Annotated in this window: 33 protein-coding genes and 1 rRNA gene; 31 read left to right on the top strand and 3 right to left on the bottom strand. The window is 32.3% G+C overall.

Annotated features, from left to right (window positions below):
- The first annotated feature begins 315 nt into the window (after nt 1–315).
- The 28 genes from rpsJ (at nt 316) to rplQ (ending at nt 14,132) form a co-directional block, all read left to right on the top strand.
- The gene (gene rpsJ, locus CBquer539_RS00980; protein ID WP_500836735.1) at nt 316–627 is read left to right on the top strand and encodes a 30S ribosomal protein S10; all 312 of its coding nucleotides are present in this window, start codon (nt 316–318) and stop codon (nt 625–627) included.
- A gap of 82 nt (nt 628–709) precedes the next feature.
- Nucleotides 710–1,345 carry a 50S ribosomal protein L3 gene (gene rplC / locus CBquer539_RS00985; RefSeq protein ID WP_500836598.1) on the top strand — a complete coding sequence of 212 codons (636 nt, stop codon included), beginning with the start codon at nt 710–712 and terminating at the stop codon, nt 1,343–1,345.
- Nucleotides 1,346–1,358: 13 nt separating this feature from the next.
- Nucleotides 1,359–1,994: a 50S ribosomal protein L4 gene (rplD, locus tag CBquer539_RS00990; RefSeq protein WP_500836599.1), complete on the top strand. Its 636-nt coding sequence runs from the start codon at nt 1,359–1,361 to the stop codon at nt 1,992–1,994.
- Nucleotides 1,991–2,293 carry a 50S ribosomal protein L23 gene (rplW, locus tag CBquer539_RS00995; protein WP_500836600.1) on the top strand — a complete coding sequence of 101 codons (303 nt, stop codon included), beginning with the start codon at nt 1,991–1,993 and terminating at the stop codon, nt 2,291–2,293. The genes rplD and rplW overlap by 4 nt, the downstream gene beginning before the upstream one ends.
- Nucleotides 2,294–2,318: 25 nt before the next feature.
- Nucleotides 2,319–3,143, top strand: coding sequence for a 50S ribosomal protein L2 (gene rplB / locus CBquer539_RS01000; protein ID WP_500836601.1), 825 nt, complete (start codon nt 2,319–2,321; stop codon nt 3,141–3,143).
- A 26-nt stretch (nt 3,144–3,169) separates the two neighbouring features.
- Entirely contained in the window at nt 3,170–3,451 is a 282-nt protein-coding gene (gene rpsS, locus CBquer539_RS01005; RefSeq protein ID WP_500836602.1) for a 30S ribosomal protein S19, read from the top strand.
- Between the two features lie 48 nt (nt 3,452–3,499).
- Complete coding sequence (gene rplV, locus CBquer539_RS01010; protein ID WP_500836603.1) at nt 3,500–3,829, top strand: 50S ribosomal protein L22; 330 nt, start codon at nt 3,500–3,502, stop codon at nt 3,827–3,829.
- A gap of 42 nt (nt 3,830–3,871) precedes the next feature.
- Nucleotides 3,872–4,582, top strand: a complete 711-nt coding sequence (gene rpsC, locus CBquer539_RS01015) for a 30S ribosomal protein S3 (RefSeq protein WP_500836604.1) — start codon at nt 3,872–3,874, stop codon at nt 4,580–4,582.
- Nucleotides 4,583–4,596: 14 nt separating this feature from the next.
- A complete protein-coding gene (rplP, locus tag CBquer539_RS01020) occupies nt 4,597–4,998 on the top strand; it encodes a 50S ribosomal protein L16 (protein ID WP_500836736.1) in 402 nt (133 codons plus the stop codon).
- Entirely contained in the window at nt 4,998–5,207 is a 210-nt protein-coding gene (gene rpmC / locus CBquer539_RS01025; RefSeq protein WP_500836605.1) for a 50S ribosomal protein L29, read from the top strand. Before rplP ends, rpmC begins: the two co-directional genes overlap by 1 nt.
- Before the next feature lie 14 nt (nt 5,208–5,221).
- Complete coding sequence (rpsQ, locus tag CBquer539_RS01030; RefSeq protein ID WP_500836606.1) at nt 5,222–5,503, top strand: 30S ribosomal protein S17; 282 nt, start codon at nt 5,222–5,224, stop codon at nt 5,501–5,503.
- Nucleotides 5,504–5,599: 96 nt separating this feature from the next.
- Nucleotides 5,600–5,971 (top strand): 50S ribosomal protein L14, encoded by a 372-nt coding sequence (gene rplN, locus CBquer539_RS01035; RefSeq protein ID WP_500836607.1) that lies wholly within the window; start codon nt 5,600–5,602, stop codon nt 5,969–5,971.
- 15 nt (nt 5,972–5,986) lie between these two features.
- Nucleotides 5,987–6,307, top strand: coding sequence for a 50S ribosomal protein L24 (gene rplX, locus CBquer539_RS01040; protein WP_500836608.1), 321 nt, complete (start codon nt 5,987–5,989; stop codon nt 6,305–6,307).
- 12 nt (nt 6,308–6,319) lie between these two features.
- On the top strand, nt 6,320–6,859 hold the full coding sequence (gene rplE, locus CBquer539_RS01045) for a 50S ribosomal protein L5 (protein WP_500836609.1): 540 nt from the start codon (nt 6,320–6,322) through the stop codon (nt 6,857–6,859).
- A 33-nt stretch (nt 6,860–6,892) separates the two neighbouring features.
- Nucleotides 6,893–7,198 (top strand): 30S ribosomal protein S14, encoded by a 306-nt coding sequence (gene rpsN / locus CBquer539_RS01050; protein WP_500836610.1) that lies wholly within the window; start codon nt 6,893–6,895, stop codon nt 7,196–7,198.
- A 34-nt stretch (nt 7,199–7,232) separates the two neighbouring features.
- Nucleotides 7,233–7,628: a 30S ribosomal protein S8 gene (gene rpsH, locus CBquer539_RS01055; RefSeq protein ID WP_500836611.1), complete on the top strand. Its 396-nt coding sequence runs from the start codon at nt 7,233–7,235 to the stop codon at nt 7,626–7,628.
- Complete coding sequence (gene rplF / locus CBquer539_RS01060; RefSeq protein WP_500836612.1) at nt 7,618–8,178, top strand: 50S ribosomal protein L6; 561 nt, start codon at nt 7,618–7,620, stop codon at nt 8,176–8,178. The genes rpsH and rplF overlap by 11 nt, the downstream gene beginning before the upstream one ends.
- A 30-nt stretch (nt 8,179–8,208) precedes the next feature.
- Nucleotides 8,209–8,562, top strand: coding sequence for a 50S ribosomal protein L18 (gene rplR, locus CBquer539_RS01065; protein WP_500836613.1), 354 nt, complete (start codon nt 8,209–8,211; stop codon nt 8,560–8,562).
- A gap of 15 nt (nt 8,563–8,577) precedes the next feature.
- A complete protein-coding gene (gene rpsE, locus CBquer539_RS01070) occupies nt 8,578–9,102 on the top strand; it encodes a 30S ribosomal protein S5 (RefSeq protein ID WP_500836614.1) in 525 nt (174 codons plus the stop codon).
- The gene (rpmD, locus tag CBquer539_RS01075) at nt 9,086–9,262 is read left to right on the top strand and encodes a 50S ribosomal protein L30 (RefSeq protein WP_500836615.1); all 177 of its coding nucleotides are present in this window, start codon (nt 9,086–9,088) and stop codon (nt 9,260–9,262) included. Before rpsE ends, rpmD begins: the two co-directional genes overlap by 17 nt.
- Nucleotides 9,263–9,268: 6 nt before the next feature.
- Nucleotides 9,269–9,706: a 50S ribosomal protein L15 gene (rplO, locus tag CBquer539_RS01080; RefSeq protein ID WP_500836616.1), complete on the top strand. Its 438-nt coding sequence runs from the start codon at nt 9,269–9,271 to the stop codon at nt 9,704–9,706.
- A 9-nt stretch (nt 9,707–9,715) separates the two neighbouring features.
- Nucleotides 9,716–11,050 (top strand): preprotein translocase subunit SecY, encoded by a 1,335-nt coding sequence (gene secY, locus CBquer539_RS01085; RefSeq protein WP_500836737.1) that lies wholly within the window; start codon nt 9,716–9,718, stop codon nt 11,048–11,050.
- A 31-nt stretch (nt 11,051–11,081) separates the two neighbouring features.
- Nucleotides 11,082–11,198, top strand: coding sequence for a 50S ribosomal protein L36 (gene rpmJ, locus CBquer539_RS01090; protein WP_500836617.1), 117 nt, complete (start codon nt 11,082–11,084; stop codon nt 11,196–11,198).
- A gap of 44 nt (nt 11,199–11,242) precedes the next feature.
- Nucleotides 11,243–11,599, top strand: a complete 357-nt coding sequence (gene rpsM / locus CBquer539_RS01095) for a 30S ribosomal protein S13 (RefSeq protein WP_500836618.1) — start codon at nt 11,243–11,245, stop codon at nt 11,597–11,599.
- A gap of 44 nt (nt 11,600–11,643) precedes the next feature.
- On the top strand, nt 11,644–12,036 hold the full coding sequence (gene rpsK, locus CBquer539_RS01100) for a 30S ribosomal protein S11 (RefSeq protein ID WP_500836619.1): 393 nt from the start codon (nt 11,644–11,646) through the stop codon (nt 12,034–12,036).
- 37 nt (nt 12,037–12,073) lie between these two features.
- Nucleotides 12,074–12,697, top strand: a complete 624-nt coding sequence (gene rpsD, locus CBquer539_RS01105) for a 30S ribosomal protein S4 (protein ID WP_500836620.1) — start codon at nt 12,074–12,076, stop codon at nt 12,695–12,697.
- 34 nt (nt 12,698–12,731) lie between these two features.
- A complete protein-coding gene (locus CBquer539_RS01110) occupies nt 12,732–13,724 on the top strand; it encodes a DNA-directed RNA polymerase subunit alpha (protein WP_500836738.1) in 993 nt (330 codons plus the stop codon).
- Nucleotides 13,725–13,763: 39 nt separating this feature from the next.
- A complete protein-coding gene (gene rplQ, locus CBquer539_RS01115) occupies nt 13,764–14,132 on the top strand; it encodes a 50S ribosomal protein L17 (RefSeq protein ID WP_500836621.1) in 369 nt (122 codons plus the stop codon).
- Between the two features lie 83 nt (nt 14,133–14,215).
- Here the strand turns inward: rplQ and fmt are convergent, their stop codons facing one another.
- Nucleotides 14,216–15,184 carry a methionyl-tRNA formyltransferase gene (gene fmt, locus CBquer539_RS01120; RefSeq protein WP_500836622.1) on the bottom strand — a complete coding sequence of 323 codons (969 nt, stop codon included), beginning with the start codon at nt 15,182–15,184 and terminating at the stop codon, nt 14,216–14,218.
- A 10-nt stretch (nt 15,185–15,194) separates the two neighbouring features.
- Complete coding sequence (gene def, locus CBquer539_RS01125) at nt 15,195–15,716, bottom strand: peptide deformylase (RefSeq protein WP_500836623.1); 522 nt, start codon at nt 15,714–15,716, stop codon at nt 15,195–15,197.
- 452 nt (nt 15,717–16,168) lie between these two features.
- Between def and tsaC the strand changes: the two genes are divergently transcribed.
- The 3 genes from tsaC (at nt 16,169) to rrf (ending at nt 17,953) form a co-directional block, all read left to right on the top strand.
- A complete protein-coding gene (gene tsaC, locus CBquer539_RS01130) occupies nt 16,169–16,738 on the top strand; it encodes an L-threonylcarbamoyladenylate synthase type 1 TsaC (protein ID WP_500836624.1) in 570 nt (189 codons plus the stop codon).
- 26 nt (nt 16,739–16,764) lie between these two features.
- Nucleotides 16,765–17,640, top strand: coding sequence for a shikimate dehydrogenase (gene aroE, locus CBquer539_RS01135; protein WP_500836625.1), 876 nt, complete (start codon nt 16,765–16,767; stop codon nt 17,638–17,640).
- A 197-nt stretch (nt 17,641–17,837) separates the two neighbouring features.
- A 5S ribosomal RNA gene (gene rrf / locus CBquer539_RS01140) occupies nt 17,838–17,953 on the top strand.
- Between the two features lie 388 nt (nt 17,954–18,341).
- Here rrf and gloB read toward each other — a convergent pair.
- Complete coding sequence (gene gloB / locus CBquer539_RS01145; RefSeq protein WP_500836626.1) at nt 18,342–19,097, bottom strand: hydroxyacylglutathione hydrolase; 756 nt, start codon at nt 19,095–19,097, stop codon at nt 18,342–18,344.
- Nucleotides 19,098–19,413 lie beyond the last annotated feature (316 nt).

The following is a 19,413-nucleotide window of genomic DNA, read 5'->3' on the forward strand; positions in this document are numbered from 1 at the left end:
TATCAAAATATTATAAGTTATTTTATAGTTTTTGATGTTAAACCCATAGGAGTATCTGCAAATTTTATTTTAAATAGATCTTGTTTTTTATTTGCTTACTGATACACTATGCTTGAGTGTAAAGTGTTTGTATATAGAAATAGATAAAAATTAATTGGTATATTGCGTTCAGGGTGAAAAAATAAGTTTTTATGTATGAGCATGAGTAATACGGGAGTGTTTTAGATATTAATTTTGTGTTATTTAATTTTAAAAATACAAAGATAGTATGTGTGGCTGTTTTTTAATTTTAATTTTGGAGCGCTATATTTAGATATGCAGAATCAAAGGATTCGAATTCGTTTAAAAGCATTCGATCATCGGTTGATAGATAAGTCAACTGTAGAAATTGTGGAAACTGCTAAGCGTACCGGCGCTCAGGTACATGGCCCTATTCCGTTGCCTACTAAAAAAGAACGATTTACTGTTTTAATTTCTCCTCATGTTAATAAAGATGCGAGAGATCAGTATGAAATACGAACTCACAAACGTTTAATAGACATTGTTGAACCTACTGATAAAACGGTAGATGCCTTAATGCGATTAGATTTAGCAGCAGGAGTAGATGTGCAAATTAGTCTAGGCTGAGCACATAGATTGTGATGTGTATATAGAAAATAAATAAAACATTTTATATGTCAAAAGAGCAAGAGAGGTTATATCTACAATTATGCAAGGGCTAATTGGTCGAAAATTGGGTATGACTCGATTGTTTGATAAAGATGGTGTGTCTGTTCCTGTAACTATGATTGAGATAACACCAAATCGTGTGACACAAGTAAAAAGTATTGAAAACGATGGATATTGTGCTATTCAAGTGACTACTGGCGTAAAAAATTTTAAGAGTATCAATAAACCAGAATCGGGGCATATGATAAAATCAGGAACTGACGCCGGCCGTGGTTTGTGGGAGTTTCGTTATGAAGACGAAACAAAGGTATTAGTGGGAGATATAGTCACTATACATATTTTTACAAATGTTAAAAAAGTTGATATTACAGGTACCTCGAAAGGAAAGGGTTTCGCAGGTACAATAAAACGCTGGAACTTTCACATGCAAGATGCAAGTCATGGTAATTCTCTATCACATAGAGCTCCTGGGTCTATTGGTCAGAATCAAACTCCTGGTAAAGTATTTAAAGGTAAGAAGATGGCAGGACAATTAGGAAATTATAAAGTTACAGTACAAAATTTAGATGTTATTAATGTCGATGTAAAACGTAATTTATTGTTAGTTAAAGGTGCTGTTCCGGGAACAATTGGTGGTAATTTAGTTATTAAAAGATCTGTTAAGATAAACAATTAGAGATGAAATATCAATGGAATTAGAAGTCAGGGATTTTGCATCAGAAATAAATGCGGCAGAATCTACTAAATTTTCTGTATCTGATGAAGTTTTTAGGTGTCCTTTTAATCCAAAATTGATACATCAAGTCATTTCTGCTTACTTGACTAATTCTCGTCAGGGCACTCGATCTCAAAAAAGTCGAGCAGAAGTTTCAGGTTCTAATAAAAAACCTTGGCGTCAAAAAGGTACCGGTCGAGCACGTTCTGGATCAGTAAAAAGCCCTATTTGGCGTTCTGGAGGAGTAACTTTTGCAGCTAAACCTAAATTATATAACCAAAAAATAAATAAAAAAATGTATAAGGGAGCAATAAAAAGCATTTTATCTAAATTAGTTTGTGACAATCGTTTATTTTTAGTAAAAAATTTATTTATAGAAGAACCAAAAACTAAATTATTATTAAAAAAATTACAAGCAATAACATCCAACAACAACAGTATATTGATTTTTACTGATTTTTTGGATAAAAAATTGTTTTTAGCATCGCGTAATATTTACAAAATAGAGGTACGCACTGCAGTGCATATAGATCCAGTAAGTTTAGTAAATTTTAATATTACTTTAATTGCTGATAACGTTATAAAAAAAATTGAGCATAAATTAATATGATTTATCAAGAACGTTTATTAAAAATATTGAGATCTGTACATGTTTCTGAAAAAGCATCTATTAAATCAGAACGATGCAATACTGTTTCTTTTAAAGTAGCAAAATATGCAACTAAAACAGATATTAAAAACGCTATAAATATGTTGTTTTCTGTAAAAGTAGATACTGTAAATACTATAGTAGTCTCAGGAAAACGTAAAAGTACGGCTAATAAACATGGTCGCCGTAGTAACTGGAAAAAAGCGTATATTGTTTTAGGAAAAGACCAAAAAATAGATTTTATTAATACAGTAGAGTAAAAATACATACGGAAGATTAAAAGAAATGCCGATTATTAAATGCAATCCGACTTCTCCGGGGAGACGGCATGTAATTAAATTAGTTAATTTTGGGTTACATAAAGGAAATCCTTGTGCTGCATTGTTATCTAATAAAATTAATAAATCAGGCGGACGTAATAATTACGGCCGTATTACTGTACGACATATTGGAGGGGGACACAAAAAACGTTATCGAATAATTGATTTTAAACGCAATAAAGACGGGGTTTCAGCTGTCATAAAACGTTTAGAATATGATCCAAATCGTTCAGCAAACATAGCATTGCTTTCATATAGAGACGGAGAGTATCGTTATATATTAGCTCCGAAAGATGTAAAAATAGGAGATGTTATCAGCTCTGGAGTAAATGTTCCAATAAAGCCAGGAAATGCTTTACCTATGAGTAATATTCCGATAGGATCTGCTATTCATAATGTAGAAATGAAATTAGGAAAAGGCGGGCAATTAGCCCGTTCTGCAGGATCTTACATACAAATTGTAGCTCGCGATGGAGCATATATGATACTTCGTCTACGATCTGGTGAAATACGAAAAATTCGTTGTGAGTGCCGAGCAACTATAGGAGAAGTTGGTAATTCTGAACATATGTTGCGTATGTTAGGTAAAGCCGGGGCTAATAGATGGCGTGGAACTCGTCCTACTGTACGTGGTACAGCTATGAATCCAATAGATCATCCTCATGGAGGCGGAGAAGGTAAAAATTTTGGGAAACATCCTGTTTCTCCTTGGGGAATACAAACCAAAGGAAAAAAGACACGAAGCAATAAGCGTACTAATAAGTTTATATTGTCTCATCGTAACAAATAAAATTTTGAGGTATTAGGAAGGAAGTTATGTCTCGTTCTATTAAAAAAGGACCATTTATTGATCTGCATCTTCTGAAAAAAGTAGAAAAAGCAATAGAAATAGGTGATAAAAAACCTATTAAAACTTGGTCACGGCGATCAACAATATTTCCCAGAATGATCGGATTAACTGTCTCAGTACATAATGGACGCCAACATATACCCATATTCATTGTAGATGAAATGGTTGGGCACAAACTAGGTGAATTTGCTCCAACCCGTACGTATCGTGGCCATTCGGTTGATAAGAAAATAAAAAAACATTATTGATTGTAATTTTAACATAAGATGTACTATAGAGAGGAGGATCTTTTTGGTATGGAAACAATTGCTAGATGTCGTTATATTCGTTCTTCTGCCCAAAAACTTCGTTTAGTAATTAATACGGTGCGGGGAAGAAAAGTATCACAGGCACTAGATATTTTAAGGTATACCAACAAAAAATCCGCTGAATTAGTGAAAAAAACTTTAGAATCTGCTATTGCTAACGCGGAACATAACGACGGTTTAAACATTAATAGTTTAAAAATTATGAAAATTTTTGTTGATAACGGTCCTACTATTAAAAGAGTTATGCCGCGTGCTAAGGGACGATCAGATAAAATTATGAAACGAACGAGTCATCTTACTATAGTGGTCTCTAATTAAAAAAACTTATATTTAGACTTAGACAGCCGGAGTATTATAAAAATGGGTCAAAAGGTACATCCGAATGGTGTGCGTTTGGGTATCACCAAGACGTGGCATTCTACCTGGTATGCAAACAATAAAGATTTTTCTAATAATTTAGGTAGTGATTTTAAAGTACGTCAGTTTTTGATGCAAAAACTTTCAAAAGCTTTAGTATCTCGTATAATTATTGAACGTCCCGCTAAAAGTATCAGGGTAACTGTTTATACAGCTAGGCCTGGTGTTATTATTGGTAAAAAAGGGGAAGATATTGAAAAATTACGTAAAAGTATAGCAAAAATTTCTGGCGTTCCAACTCAACTCAATATTGCTGAAGTTCGTAAGCCGGAATTAGATGCTAAGTTGTTAGCTGACAATATTGCATCTCAATTAGAACGTAGAATAATGTTTAGGCGAGCAATGAAACGTGTTGTACAAAGTGCTATGCGTTTAGGCGCTAAAGGCATTAAAGTGGAAGTAAGCGGGAGATTAAGTGGAGCCGAAATCGCTCGTACTGAATGGCATAGAGAAGGACGTGTTCCATTACATACTTTGCGTGCCGATATTGATTATAGTCTTTCAGAAGCACATACTACGTACGGTGTAATTGGTATTAAAGTATGGGTATTTAAAGGTGAAATTTTAGGAGATGTATTACCTAGTGCAGCAGGTTATGTATTAGATCAATCGATTAATAATTCTACTCAAAAAAAACATAAAACTCGCATATAAGGGATAATACGATGTTGCTGCAACCAAAGCGCACAAAATTTCGTAAAATGCATAAAGGGCGTAATCGAGGAATAAAAGTAAACGACAATATTAGTTTCGGTGAGTTTGCTTTAAAAGCAACTAGTCGTGGAAGGTTAAAATCTTGTCAAATTGAAGCGGCAAGGCGCGCTATAAGTCGTGCTATAAAGCGTCAAGGAAAAATATGGATCCGCGTGTTCCCGGATAAACCTATTACAAAAAAACCCCTCGAAGTACGAATGGGTAAAGGAAAAGGTAATGTAGAGTATTGGGTAGCATTGATACAACCAGGAAAAATATTATACGAAATAAATGGAGTCCCAAAAGAACTAGCATATAATGCTTTTAAATTAGGCGCATCAAAGTTACCAGTTAAAACCACTTTAATAGGAAGATAATGAATAACATTATAAAATCATTAAATAAAAAAAACGATAGCATTACTGTTGCGTCACTTCAATCAGAATTAATAAACGTATTGCGTGAATATTTCAATTTACGTGTGCAATTAAAATCAGGTCAGTTGAAGCAGTTGCATTTATTAAAAAAAGTACGTCGTAATATAGCATCTATCAAAAACTATTTATCTAACAATAAAAAAATATAAAAGGAGAGCATTTCATGGGTGATAGGATTCGTATCTTACTAGGTCGTGTAGTTAGCAAAAAAATGAACAAATCTGTTGTGGTTTCTATAGAACGATTGATTAAGCACGTAACATATGAAAAGTTTATTAAACGTACTACTAAACTGCATGTGCATGACCCTAATAGTGAGACTAATGTTGGCGACCTTGTTGAGGTACAAGAGTGTCGTCCTATTTCTAAAACAAAATCTTGGATATTAACTTCTATCATCAAAAAATCACATTTTTCTAATAATAATAATCATATAAATAAATAATAGATTATTATTGACAATAATTAATCAATCAAAATATATAACATATATAAATATATTTTTTAATAATTTAAACTAATTACCATTATGGAGTGTTATGTGATTCAAGAACGCACTATTTTAAATGTTGCCGATAATTCTGGCGCGCGATACGCGATGTGCATTAAGGTCTTAGGAGGTTCTGGTCGTCGTTATGCTAATATAGGAGACGTAATTAAGGTTGCTATCAAAGAGGCGATACCACGTGCTAAAGTGAAAAAAGGCGATGTGTTAAAAGCTGTTGTAGTACGTACAAAAAAAGGTGTACGTCGCCCAGATGGATCAATTATTAGATTTGATAATAATGCTTGTGTACTATTAAATGACGCTAATATCCAACCTGTGGGTACTCGTATTTTTGGGCCAGTAACCCGTGAATTACGCGATGAAAAATTTATGAGGATTATTTCTTTAGCTCCCGAAGTACTGTGATGGAGATTATTATACATGTCAGCAGCTAAAATTAAACGTAATGATGAAGTTATTGTATTAAGCGGAAAAGATAAGGGCAAAAAAGGAAAAGTAAAGCGTGTTTTTTACGATAAAGGTAGAGTTATAGTAACAGGAATAAATTTGGTAAAAAAACATCAAAAACCTATTCCTAATAAAAATCAACCAGGAGGTGTTATTGAAAAAGAAGCATCTGTTGATTTATCCAATATCGCGATATTTAATACTACTTTAAAGAAAGCGGATCGTGTAGGATTTAAAGTACAAAATGGTAAAAAAATACGTATCTTTAAGTCTAACGGGGATATAGTCAAATGATCGGAATAATATATGGCTAATTTATATGATTATTATAAAAATAATATAATACCGGATTTAATACATAAATTTCAGTATCGATCTGTTATGCAAGTTCCTAAAATTAAAAAAATTACTATTAATATGGGAGTAGGTAAATCTGTCACTGATAAAAAGTTGTTGGAGAAAGCAACAGAAGATTTAATGGTAATTTCGGGGCAAAAACCAGTAGTTACCAAAGCACGTAAATCTATCTCTAGCTTTAAAATTCGTCAAGGTCAGCCGATTGGATGTAAGGTAACTTTACGAGGTACGCGCATGTGGGAATTTCTGGAAAGATTTCTCTCTATTGCTATGCCCCGTATTCGTGATTTTCGTGGATTGTCTATTAGGTCTTTTGATGGTCATGGTAATTATAGTATCGGAATTCGAGAGCAAATTATCTTTCCAGAGATCGATTATGATACTGTTGATGATATGCGAGGTATGGATATTACCATCACTACTAGCGCTATATCTGATGATGAAGCGCATGCGTTATTAACTGCTTTTCGCTTTCCATTTAGAAAATAATCGTATTACTTCAAATAGGAGGAGCGTGTAATCATGACTAAGGAATCTGTGAAAGCACGTGAAATAAAGCGTTTAAAATTGGTTAACAAATATTATACGCAACGTATTTCTCTTAAAAAAATTATTATTAACAAACGTATTCCTAATGACGAACGTTGGAATGCTGTTTTAAAATTACAGACTTTACCGCGTGATTCTAGCCCATCTAGACGCCGTAATCGTTGTCGTCATACTGGACGACCTCACGCTTTTTTAAGAAAATTCGGATTGAGCCGCATGAAGGTACGTGAAGCTGCCATGCGTGGCGAGATACCTGGTTTAAGAAAAGCTAGTTGGTAATTGTAACAATAATATTTTATTGCTGGAGCTACAAATGAGTATGCAAGATTCAATCGCAGCGATGTTAACTACTATACGTAACGGGCAAATTTCTAAAAAAGAAAAAATTTGCACTCCATCTTCTACAATGAAAGTGGCAATTGTTAAGGTATTAGTAGAAGAAGGATTTATAACAAGATATGATATTAAAGATAGTGTTAAACCTATTCTAGAAGTATTTCTAAAATATTATCAAAAAAGAAAGCCCGTCATAGATACCATAAAGCGCATTAGTCGACCTGGATTACGTATCTATAAAAAGAGAAAGGAATTGCCTCAGGTGATGTCTGGTATGGGTATTGTTATAATTTCTACTTCTAAAGGTGTAATTACGGATGATAAAGCTCGTCAGCTTAATGTTGGCGGGGAGATTATATGTTATGTGTCTTAATACTAAAATATTGTCGAGTCATGTATGTAAAACAATGATTCCTATTCCTAACGTAATAACGATAAAAATCAAAAACCATGACATTTCCGTCACAGGTGTGCTTGGTAGACTAACTTTTGTATTACACGAATTAGTTAACGTGCAATTGAATAATGCATCATGGTTATTGATATATACCAACAGTTCTAATGTCAAAAATAAAGCCTTAATAGGAACGACACGTGCATTAATTAACGGTATGATCATTGGTGTTACAACAGGTTTCACTAAGAAGCTGCAACTCATAGGAATTGGTTATCGTGTATCTGTTCAAGACAATATAATCACCCTAATCATAGGGTTGTCTCATTCTATTAATTATATATTACCTATGGAAATTACAGCAACGTGTCCAAGTCAGACTGAAATCATCGTAACAGGGATAAATAAACAACTTGTTGGTCAAGTTGCATCAGATTTGAGAGCACTTCGCCCTCCTGAGCCTTTTAAGGGCAAGGGTATTCGTTATATCGATGAAATAGTGTGCAACAAAAGTACCAAGAAAAGATAATTGTTATCAATCCTACAGAGAATAATGTACATGAATAAAAAAGACGCTCGTATCAGAAGAGCTATGAAATCACGAAAAAAGTTATATAAATTAGGTGCTATTAGATTAGTGGTACACCGGACTTGTCAGCATATTTATGCGCAAATAATTTCACAGGATAATTCTGATGTCTTAATTACAGCTTCTACGACGGAGAAATTGATTTCTAGTCAATTAAAAATAACTAGTAATAAAAGAGCTGCAGCTATAGTAGGAAAAATTATTGCAGAACGTGCAATAAAAAAAGGTATTATAAGTGTGTCTTTTGATCGCTCTGGATTTAAATATCATGGCAGAGTGAAAATGTTAGCTGATAGCGCTAGGCAATCTGGTTTAAGTTTTTAAAACAAGGTAAATGACATGAAATATATCAATAAACAGCCTGGTGAATTGCAAGAGAAATTGATTACAGTAAATCGGGTATCCAAAACAGTTAAGGGCGGACGTGTATTTAGTTTTACAGCATTAACTGTGGTAGGAGATACAAATGGGCGTGTAGGATTTGGTTATGGTAAAGCTCGTGAAGTTCCTGCAGCGATTCAAAAATCAATGGAAAAGGCTCGTCGTAATATGGTAATTATTTCTGTATACAAAGGCACTTTACAGCATGCAGTTCGAGGGGTATATACAGGTTCTCGTATTTATATGCAACCTGCGTCCGAAGGAACTGGTATCATTGCCGGAACTACAATGCGTGCTATCTTAGAGGTAGTTGGAATACATAATGTATTAGCAAAAGCTTATGGGTCCACAAATCCTATTAATATAGTACGTGCAACTATGAATGCGTTACAAAGCATGAAATCTCCCGAAATGGTTGCAGAAAAACGAGGTAAATCTATTAGAGAAATTTTAGGTTATTATAATTATGTTAAAAATTATTAAACTTACTCAGATTAAAAGTTCTATTGGGTGTATACCAAAACATAAGGCAACTTTATATGGGTTGGGACTGCGTCGTATCAGGGATACGGTCGAAAGAATTGATACCCCTGCTATCCGTGGTATGATTAACTTAGTAGCTTATATGGTTAAAGTGGAGTAGTAAATTATGTATCTCAATACTTTCTCTCCGTCTAAAGGATCTAAACATTTTAGTAAACGAGTAGGCCGAGGTATCGGATCTGGATTAGGGAAAACAGGAGGTCGTGGACATAAAGGACAAAAATCACGTTCTGGAGGTAAGGTACGTCTTGGATTTGAAGGAGGACAGACTCCTTTATACCGTAGATTACCAAAATTTGGATTCATATCTCACAAAGCTATGGTTACCCAAGCAGTTAGATTGTCTGATTTATCTTGTATTTCGGATAAAGTAATAGATTTAAATATTTTAAAAACATATAATATTATTAAGCGTAAAATTAAGTTTGTTAAAATTATAATGTCAGGAGAAATTAAACATCCTATTACAATACGTAGATTGCGCGTAAGCAAAGGCGCACGAACTTCAATTCAAGCTATAGGCGGACAAATAGAGGATGATTGAATTAAAATGATGACAGTTACTAATAAGCGACGACTTACGTCTACTTTTCACAGTGTCAAAGGTGGTTTAAATGAGTTGAAACGTAGAATGATATTCGTGATTGGCGCTTTAATTATTTTTCGTATAGGATCCTTTATTCCAATCCCAGGAGTAGATTTAATTATTTTAGCAAAGATTCTTGAGCAACAACGTGGTACTATTATTGAAATGTTTAACATGTTTTCTGGGGGGGCTTTAAGTCGTGCTTCTATCTTTAGTTTAGGAATTATGCCATATATTTCAGCTTCAATTATTGTGCAACTATTAACTGCAGTACATCCTGTTTTAATAGAAATGAAAAAAGAAGGAGAAAGTGGAAGGAGAATAATCAATCAATATATTCGTTATGGAACTTTGATACTAGGAGTATTGCAATCTGTAGGCATTGTTACTAGTTTACCTAGTATATCGGGACTAGTTATTAATCCAGGATTTTCTTTCTATTGTACAGCAATTATTAGTCTTGTTTGTGGCACTATTTTTTTAATGTGGTTAGGTGATCAAATCACTAATAGAGGAATAGGAAATGGTATTTCGATTATTATTTTTTCAGGGATAATAGCTGGGTTGCCAGTGTCTATAGGACATACTATAGAACAAGTAAAACAAGATGAATTGCATTTTTTTATATTAATTTTAGTTATTTGTCTAGTTTTTGGTATTACCTTTTTTGTGGTATTTATAGAGAGAGGCCAACGTTGTATTTTAGTGCATTATGCTCAACGACAGCAAGGTCGTCGCATTTATGCTGCTCAAAATACACACTTACCACTTAAAGTAAATATGGCTGGAGTCATTCCTGCTATTTTTGCTTCTAGTGTAATCTTGTTCCCAGGCACTGTTGTTTCTTGGTTTAGCAATAGCATTAGTTGCAAATGGTTAACTGTGCTTTCTTTGTATCTACAACCAGGTCAACCATTATATATTTTGATTTACGCGTCGGCTATTATATTTTTTTGTTTTTTTTACACATCTTTAGTCTTCAATCCTCGAGAAACAGCTGATAATTTAAAAAAATCTGGAGCATTTGTCCCTGGAATTAGACCGGGAGAGCAAACTGCTAAATATATTAATAAAATTATGATTCGTTTGACTTTCATTGGTGCAATATATGTTACGTTTATTTGCTTAGTACCAGAGTTTATGAGAATTGCTATGAAGGTCCCTTTTTACTTTGGAGGAACATCTCTACTGATTGTGGTTGTAGTAATTATGGATTTTATGGCTCAAATACAAACTTTAATGATGTCTAGTCAGTATGAATCTGTATTAAAAAAAGCAAATTTAAAACATCTTAATCACTGATTAAAATATCATATTTTATATAGGAAAAATTATGAAAGTACGTACATCAGTGAAAAAATTATGTCGTTATTGTGAAATTATAAAAAGACACAATGTTATTCGTGTGGTTTGTCGTGTAGATCCAAAACATAAACAGAGACAAGGATAATTGTACTGAATATGGAACAATAAACTTTTTAGGAGTATAAAATAGTGGTACGTATAGCAGGTGTTAATGTCCCTGATAGAAAACATGCTGTCATTGCTTTAATGTCTATTTATGGTATCGGAAAATCTCGTGCTCGCTCAATTTGTTTGAATATAGGTATAAATGAACATATACAACTTTGTAAATTATCTGAAATCCATATAGACAAATTACGTGATGCAGTTGCTAAATATATTGTAGAGGGGGATTTACGCCGTGAAGTAACTTTAAACATCAAACGTTTGGTGGATCTTGGTACTTACCGAGGATTGCGTCATCGTCGTAATTTACCAGTACGTGGACAAAGAACAAGAACAAACGCAAGAACCCGTAAGGGTCCTCGTAAGTCCATTAACAAATAACTTAAGTAATAAGTATTAATAAACAAAGAAAGTATGAATATAAAATGATCAAATCATCCAATTTTAGAGCACGCAGGCGGCTCAAAAAACAAATTTTAGATGGTGTAGCACATATACATGCATCTTTTAATAATACTATAATCACTATTAGTGATAGACAAGGTAATACTTTAGGATGGGCTACAGCCGGAGGTTCTGGTTTTCGAGGATCTCGCAAATCTACACCATTTGCTGCGCAAGTAGCAGCAGAACGTTGCGCTGAAATAGTTCAAGAATATGGAATAAAAAATTTGGAAGTTATGGTAAAAGGGCCGGGTCCAGGACGTGAATCTGCAGTACGAGCGTTAAACACAGTAGGATTCCACATTACTAGCATTACTGATGTTACTCCGATTCCGCATAATGGTTGTCGTCCTTCTAAAAAGCGCCGTGTCTAAATAATATCAACTGGTTATTTTTAAGGAAATAAAGTATATGGCAAAATATTTAGGACCTAAACTCAAGCTCAGTCGTCGTGAAGGTACAGACCTTTTTTTAAAATCTGGAATTCGCTCGATTGATTCTAAATGTAAACTTGAACAGCCTCCAGGGCAACATAGTATGCGTAAATCTCGATTTTCAGATTACGGAATACAGCTACGAGAAAAGCAAAAAGTTAGACGTATATATGGCATCTTGGAACGTCAGTTCTCTAACTATTATAAGAAAGCCACACGTATTAAAGGTAACACTGGTGAAAATTTATTAAAATTATTGGAAAGTAGGTTAGATAATATTGTATATCGTATGGGATTCGGAGCGACACGTGCTGAAGCCCGGCAATTAGTAAGCCATAAGTCTATTGTTGTTGACGATAGTATTGTTAATGTAGCTTCATATCAAGTTGTTCCTAATACTATTATTAAGATACATAAAGGGTCACATAAACAATCTAGGATTCGTGCTGCTTTAGAACTCGCCGAGCAGCAAAGAGAAAAATTAGCATGGATTGAAGTTGATCCTATTAGACTGCAAGGTTTATTTAAACGTCATCCAGAACGTGATGAGTTATCTGCAAATATCGATGAACACTTGATTGTTGAATTGTATTCAAAATAAGTGAAGTTGTGGAATAATAAAAAGAGAGGTAATGATGCAGAGTTCTGTAATAGAATTTTTAAGACCACGTTTAGTAGATATTGAACAAATTACTGAAAAACATGCTAAAGTTACTCTGGAGCCATTAGAACGAGGATTTGGTCATACTTTGGGAAATGCTTTACGTCGAATCTTGCTTTCTTCAATGCCTGGATATGCTATAACAGAAGTTGAAATTGATGGGGTACTACACGAATATAGTACAAAAGAGGGTATACAAGAAGACGTGTTAGAAATTTTACTCAATTTAAAGAAATTAGCTATCAGAATTGAAGGAAAGGATCATATTACTTTAACTTTAAAAAAATCTGGTATCGGGCCTGTAATTGCAAATGATATTTTACGCGATAGTAATAGTGTAAAAATTATTACACCAGATCATGTGATCTGTCACATCACCGACAAAAATGCATCTATTAGCATGCGCATTAAAGTACAGCGTGGACGTGGATACATTCCGGCTTCTTCTAGGTTTAATCCCGAAGCAGATATCTTACCAATTGGTCGATTATTATTGGATGCATGTTATAGTCCAGTAGAAAGAATTTCTTATAACGTGGAAGCTGCTCGTGTCGAGCAACGTACAGATTTAGACAAGCTAATTATTGATATGGAAACCGATGGCACCATAGACCCAGAAGAAGCAATTCGGCGTGCAGCAACAATTTTATCTGAACAACTTGAGGCTTTTATTGATTTAAGGGATATACATCAACCAGAACATAAAGAAGAAAGACCGGAATTTGATCCAATTTTGTTACGTCTTGTTGATGATTTAGAACTGACTGTACGTTCTGCTAATTGTTTAAAAGCGGAATCTATTCACTATATTGGAGATTTAGTACAACGAACGGAAGTAGAACTATTAAAAACTCCTAATTTAGGGAAAAAATCTTTGACAGAAATAAAGGATGTATTAGCATCTCGTGGATTATCTTTAGGAACACACTTAGAAAATTGGCCTCCGGAAAATATTTTAGATAATTAATGTATTTATGATTTAGTATAAACATGAAGGTATTTTATTATGCGTCATAGAAAGAGTGGTTTTAAATTAAATCGAACCAGTACTCATCGTCAAGCTATGTTTAGAAATATGGTGGTTTCATTGGCAACTTATCAAATTATAAAAACCACTGTGTCTAAAGCTAAAGCGTTGCGTCGTATTATTGAACCATTGATTACGCGTTGCAAAGTAGATACCGTTGCAAATCGTCGTTTAGTTTTCTCTAAAATTAGAAACAATAATATTGTTACAAAATTATTTACACAAATCAGTCCGCATTTTTTTAATCGTCCTGGAGGATACACCCGTATACTAAAATGTGGGTTACGTAAAGGAGACAAAGCCTCAATGGCATATATAGAATTGGTTGATCGATCTAAAATAAAATAAAATAAAAATATAAAAATTAATCAGGTTTTGTAAGTTTAAGCAACAAAACTAGTTAATAACTGTTTTATGTATTGGGTTCGTCTTTATTCTAATATAGAGTGAGGTATAAACCATTCTTTGTAAGCATTCAGAACATCGCGTACAGATGTTCTTTTTTTACCTGAAATTTGTAACACAGTAAGTACTAATATCCCAGAACCAGTGACAACATAAATACCATGTGGATTAATTGTTAATATGGTACCAGGTAATATAGACGATGAGGAATAATTAGTTGTATCTTGATCACTTACCTCAGCAGCCCATACTTTAATAAGATGATTTTTTATTCGAAAATAACTGATTGGCCATGGATTAAAAGCTCGGATAGATCGCTCTAGCTGTATTGCTGATAAATTCCAATTAATACGTGCTTCTTGTTTATTTAATTTATATGCATATGTAGCATAAGTCGCATCTTGAAGTATAGGAGTATATATACCTAATATAAGCTGATCCAGTACTTGGGATAGCATGCTAGACCCAATATTTGCTAATCTATTAGTAAGAGTATGACTAGTGTCTTTCGGAAAAATTTTGCAAGGCATAATATGCAAAATATCTCCGGTATCAATCCCTGAATCCATTTGGATTATGGTTATTCCCGTAATGGAATCGCCATGTTCTAATGCACGTTGAATTGGTGCTGGGCCGCGCCAACGAGGTAATAATGAACCATGTACATTAATGCACCCGAATCGCGGTATATTCAATAATTCTTGTGGTAAAATTAATCCATAAGATACAACTACTATTAGATCTACATCAAGTTTCTTAACAAGATCAATAATATCAGAAATAGATAAAATACTGGATTGGAACAACGATATGCTGTATTTTTTGGCTATGTCATATAAAGACATAGAGAAATTATATTGAGGTAGTTGTTGTATTCCTTGGGCAAAAACTGCTATTATTTTGTGTGTAGATAATTGCGTCAATGTATATAAATGCCATGCCGAAAAACTTGTACTTCCAAAGAAGGCAATACGTAATGATTGTGAGTGTGTCATAATGTATATATTAAATAGGAAATTGATTGTTTTTAAACGTTTTGGATAATTTTTTTATTTTTTTATGAATTCTTTTAATTTCTAGTGGGGATAAATAATCAATAAAAAGTTTACCAAATAAATGATCTACTTCGTGTTGAATGCAAATTGCTAATAAATTATTTGCTTCCATCTCGAATCTATTACCATTGTGATCTAATGATTCAATGGTAATCTTTTCTGAACGCGGAATAGTCTCGTGTATTTGAGGAATAGATAGACAACTTTCAGTGATACTAATGGTACCTGTTTTTTTTGTAATAACAGGGTTAATAAAAACTAAACGCTGTTTGTTTTTCATGCCAAGGTCAATAACAATAATTTGTTGGTGAATATCAACTTGTGTTGCAGCTAACCCAATACCTTTTTTAAAATACATGGTATCAAACATATCACTTATAATCTGTCTAGTATCATTAGATACTGCAATAACAGGATCAGCAATTTTTCTAAGACGTTTGTCAGGGTAATATAATACTTTTAATATCGACATAAAATACAATATCATTAAATTAAAATTTAAAAAAATAAATTATATATTATCTGATAACTTATACCTATAAGTTATCAGATAATATGCACGTGTTTTATGCGTATACTGATGATGTTATTAAAAAGTCATTAAAAATGAATAACATTTTTTAATTATCTTTAGTTTCTAAAATTTTTTATCTAATTAAATAATTAGATAAAATAGAACGTGTGTTGCACAGATACAGAATATCAGATATATTTTGCATACAAAATATTTGACAAAAATATTTAATTACATTTTGTGATCAAAATGATTTATATATTACAACTTGAAATATCCTGTATCTTACATATCAATTTAAAAATTACTTAATCAATAATTTTAAACAAATTTTTAATTTTTTAAACATCGATTTAAATAAAAGAATATTGTATGTTGTTTGTATTAGATAATTAATTGGATAGCAATTTATGGTAAGGATATTCCCTTCGTCAAATTTAAAAAACTTACTGATACGATTATATCAAGGTAAGGTGATTGTTTATCCAACAGAATCAGTGTTTGGATTGGGATGTGATCCTGATAATAAAAATGCAATATATACTTTATTAAAAATAAAAAATAGATCATGGAAAAAAGGTTTAATTTTAATTGCTGCTAACTATACACAGTTATTTAAGTACATTGACGATAGTCGCTTAAATAAAAAACAACAATCACGAGCTTTTTCTTCTTGGCCTGGACCAATAACGTGGGTATTTCCAACAAAAATAAACACTCCATATTGGTTAACAGGTCAATTTTCTTCCTTAGCAGTACGAATCAGTAATTTTGAACCAGTTCAACGCCTTTGTTTGGCCTTTGGAAAACCTTTGGTGTCCACTAGCGCCAATTTATCTGGACAACCTCCTGCGCGTACTATTGCAGAAGTATACAAGCAATTTGGACATAATATATCCATCATGAATGAAGATGTACTTGGAAGACTTAATCCTTCAGAAATTAGAGATGTTATAACTGGTAAACTAATTCGTAAATGATTTTTGTTATTAAAGGAGATAAATAGATGAGTTATTTTGCTGTTTTTGGTAATCCGATTAAACATAGTAAATCGGCAGAAATTTACGCGTTATTTGCAAATGAAATTGGAATACCAGAAGAATATGATCTGAAATTAGCATTAAAAGATAATTTTAGTTATTTATTAAATAATTTTTTTGAGTTAGGTGGATTAGGAGCAAATATTACTTCTCCGTTTAAAGAAAACGCATATTTTTTGTGCAACCAATTAACTGAACGAGCCAAAAGAGCTCGTTCAGTTAATACGATAAAAAAACTAAAAAATGGTATTTTACTGGGAGATAATACTGATGGTATAGGATTTATTAATGATTTAAAACGTCTTAGCTGGATAGATCCCAATAATAACATGACTACGACTGTCCCCAACGAATCTGTGATAACAAATATTTTATTAATTGGGGCTGGAGGCGCTTCAAAAGGAATTGTTCCTATATTATTAACTACTATAAAAGACTGTTCTATTCACGTAGTGAATAGAACGTTCTATAAAGCACAAGAATTGACAGAATATTACCATAAAATGGGATATCAAAATGTATCGTGTATGCCTTTATGTAAATTACATAATGATACCAATAAATACAGTTTAATTATTAATGCTACAAACAGCAGTATGTATAATGCTATCCCTGAAATACCATCGTCTCTTGTTACTCCTGTAACTAAATGTTATGATTTGTTTTATCAAAAACAGGACACATCATTTATAGCATGGTGTAAAAAAAATGGATCAAATTATTGTGCAGATGGATTAGGTATGTTAATAGGACAGGCAGCTCATGCATTTTGCTTATGGCATAATTTGTTACCTTCCGTTGATCCTGTGCTAAATCATTTAAGATCTACGCTTTATATGTAAAATAATATTGATTTTCTAAAACTAGAAATACAGGTTATAACGTAACTATAAAAATTTGTTTCACATTACAAATGCATTGTGTATAATATATGGCAAACTTTTTGAATTTATTTTGTTTGTAAAAATTTAAGACAGTATAAGAGTATTGATTATATTTTTTGATATTCATGTATTATTATCTTAATAATAAGATTGTACTTGGCGGCATTAGCGCGATAGAACCACCTGATTCCATTCCGAACTCAGAAGTGAAATGTCGTGGTACCAATGGTAGTGTGGGGTTTCCTCATGCGAGAGTAGGGGGCTGCCAAGTGTTTTAATTGGATTTTATTTATTTGTTGAGATTATAAAATAATTAAATCAACAGCATAGATAAATTAATTCAATTACTAAAAGTTAATTAATTATTATGGTAGTCGTGAGTTTGAATACTTATAAAAAGTGTATTGTGTTTTAGGTTTAAACATAATATTACGCTAATTTTAGAAGTTATATCGTCATGTCGTGTTTAAAACATTTACGACTAAGATTGGAGATTATATTTTACATGAAAAAAATAAAATTTAGAAAAAGCTTTAATGATCAATGTGATAAATTTTATAAAATAAAAAATTGTCTCTAAAGTCCCAACTACCAATTTTTAGCTACGAAATAAAAATATAAATATTGTTGAATTGTATAAGAATATACAAAAATAGAAATTAAAATGAATCTTTTCTTTTGCGTAATTCAGAAAAAAATTGCCATTCTTCTTGAATATTAGGGGATAAATTTAGTGATTTTTTTACATCTAAACTATTACAGCGAAAGAAAGGGTTAATTTTTAGTTCTAAATTTATTGTTGTCGGTACAGTGGGTTGGTTGTGTTGGCGTAATTTAACAATATTATTACGATAGTTGATAATGAATTGATCTTGGGGTAGGATAGAAATAGCAAAGTTAAGATTAGGTAGGGTATATTCGTGTCCACTGAAAATTAAAGTATTTCGGGGTAGCTGCTTAATTTTTATAAAAGATGTGTGCATGTGTTGAGCACATCCTGTGTAGATCTTACCACAACCTGCAGAAAATACAGTGTCTCCGCAAAACAACCAAGGCGCGCTATAGAAACCGATGTGTCCTAATGTATGTCCGGGCAAATGCAGCACCCTAAATTTTTTCTGTAATAATACAAAATCATCTCCTTCTGATACTAAAAAGTTAACGCCTTTATTTTTAGTTTCTGTGGGGCCATAAACAATCGTTTTTGGAGAATATTGTATTAACGTGTTTACTCCATTAACATGATCAGCATGATTGTGAGTTAATAAAATTGCTCGTAATTTAAATTGAAATTTTTTTAAAATATTTAGTGTCTCTGTTGTTTCTCCAGGATCAACAATTATACATTCATTTCTATAATTATATAAAAGCCAAATATAATTCGTTCTTAATACTGGAATTCTAATTATATTCATGATTGGTTATGCTTGTAATAATTTAAAGTATTTATTTTAATTTTTTTTTCAATAATCCACAATGGACGAAAAAAAATTATTATTTTTAGTACTTAAATTAATTTTTTAAGTATAAATGTAAATTCAGCGGAAATTTCGAATAATTATTGTAAATAGTATTGTGTCGCTACAAAATTAAAATAATAGATATAAATTGATTTACAAAAAAATTTATATATATATATATACTAATTATATTAGTATCACTGATATTTATGAAAATAATATATATTTTGCATATAACAATGATTATTAGATATCATTAATCTATAAGTTA

The organism is Blochmannia endosymbiont of Camponotus quercicola, from assembly GCF_059935335.1.